Here is a 1,435-nt window from a genome sequence, read left to right on the forward strand (position 1 = left end):
ACTCTCCATAAAAGTTGAGAATGACTTGCTCATTTGCACACCGAATGTGCTTGTTTTACTTCCTTCTATACTATAGAAAGAATTCTTGACGTACTGGTTGGTTCGTTCAGTTTTCAAAGATCAAAATATGGTGGAGCCTAGCGGGATCGAACCGCTGACCTCCTGCGTGCAAAGCAGGCGCTCTCCCAGCTGAGCTAAGGCCCCATGTTTAAATGGTCGGGAAGACAGGATTCGAACCTGCGACCCCTTGGTCCCAAACCAAGTGCTCTACCAAGCTGAGCTACTTCCCGTAAGTAAATGGCGCGCCCGAGAGGAGTCGAACCCCTAACCTTCTGATCCGTAGTCAGACGCTCTATCCAATTGAGCTACGGGCGCATATGAAATTAAATTATGGTGCCGAGGGCCGGACTCGAACCGGCACGGTGGAAACCCACCGCAGGATTTTAAGTCCTGTGCGTCTGCCAATTCCGCCACCCCGGCATGACACTTGCAAGTAAGGTTACTTAATATTTCTTATTAAACTATTTAAGTAAATGGAGCGGAAGACGGGATTCGAACCCGCGACCCCCACCTTGGCAAGGTGGTGTTCTACCACTGAACTACTTCCGCTTATAATGCGGGTGGAGGGACTTGAACCCCCACGCCGTGAAGCACTAGATCCTAAATCTAGCGTGTCTGCCAATTCCACCACACCCGCGAATAAATGGTGAGCCATGGAGGGCTCGAACCTCCGACCCTCTGATTAAAAGTCAGATGCTCTACCAGCTGAGCTAATGGCTCTTAATAAAAAAGATGTTCTCGTAAGTTTGTTTAGTTGTGATGCTCGTCGTATTGCAAGAACATTCAGTGAACTCTCACCCCTCGCAAGCCTGCAAAGAAGGTTGTTCATTGAATTGGCTTGCTCTACCAGCTGAGCTAATGCCCCTAAATAAACTAAAATGTTCTGATAAGTTTGGGAAATGGTGCCGGCCAGAGGACTTGAACCCCCAACCTACTGATTACAAGTCAGTTGCTCTACCAGTTGAGCTAGGCCGGCGACATGGTGGAGGATGCAGGGCTCGAACCTGCGACCCCTTGCTTGTAAGGCAAGTGCTCTCCCAGCTGAGCTAATCCTCCGGATTTATGTAAGGTATGGCAGCGTCCTACTCTCACGGGGGTAAACCCGACTACCATCGGCGCTGAAGAGCTTAACTGCTGTGTTCGGCATGGGAACAGGTGTGACCTCTTCGCTTTCGCCACCAAACCTTATTTTTAAGGACAAGATATATTATATTGCCCTTTTCAAAAAATATCAAGGGTTTTTTTGAAAACCCTCAAAACTGGATAAGACCTTTCAGACATCGTTTCTTTCAACCCTTTTCACGAAGGGATATAGTTAAGTCATCGATTGATTAGTATCCGTCAGCTGCACGTGTCGCCACGCTTCCACCTCGGA

General features: G+C 48.4%; 9 tRNA genes and 1 rRNA gene. All 10 read right to left on the reverse strand.

Annotated elements, in window-relative coordinates:
- Window positions 1-128: 128 nt before the first annotated feature.
- Window positions 129-204 (reverse strand) — tRNA-Ala (locus ACGTNH_RS21040).
- A 9-nt stretch (window positions 205-213) separates the two neighbouring features.
- Window positions 214-290: transfer RNA gene (locus ACGTNH_RS21045), tRNA-Pro, on the reverse strand.
- Between the two features lie 8 nt (window positions 291-298).
- A tRNA-Arg gene (locus ACGTNH_RS21050) sits at window positions 299-375 on the reverse strand.
- 16 nt (window positions 376-391) lie between these two features.
- A tRNA-Leu gene (locus tag ACGTNH_RS21055) sits at window positions 392-480 on the reverse strand.
- A gap of 54 nt (window positions 481-534) precedes the next feature.
- Window positions 535-609: transfer RNA gene (locus ACGTNH_RS21060), tRNA-Gly, on the reverse strand.
- Between the two features lie 6 nt (window positions 610-615).
- Window positions 616-697, reverse strand: a tRNA-Leu gene (locus ACGTNH_RS21065).
- Window positions 698-704: 7 nt separating this feature from the next.
- Window positions 705-780, reverse strand: a tRNA-Lys gene (locus tag ACGTNH_RS21070).
- Window positions 781-960: 180 nt separating this feature from the next.
- A tRNA-Thr gene (locus ACGTNH_RS21075) sits at window positions 961-1,036 on the reverse strand.
- 4 nt (window positions 1,037-1,040) lie between these two features.
- Window positions 1,041-1,116, reverse strand: a tRNA-Val gene (locus tag ACGTNH_RS21080).
- 13 nt (window positions 1,117-1,129) lie between these two features.
- Window positions 1,130-1,243 (reverse strand): 5S ribosomal RNA (rrf, locus tag ACGTNH_RS21085).
- Between the last annotated feature and the right edge of the window lie 192 nt (window positions 1,244-1,435).

It is taken from the genome of Halobacillus sp. B23F22_1, assembly GCF_043497005.1.
Classification (GTDB): Bacteria; Bacillota; Bacilli; order Bacillales; family Halobacillaceae; genus Halobacillus_A.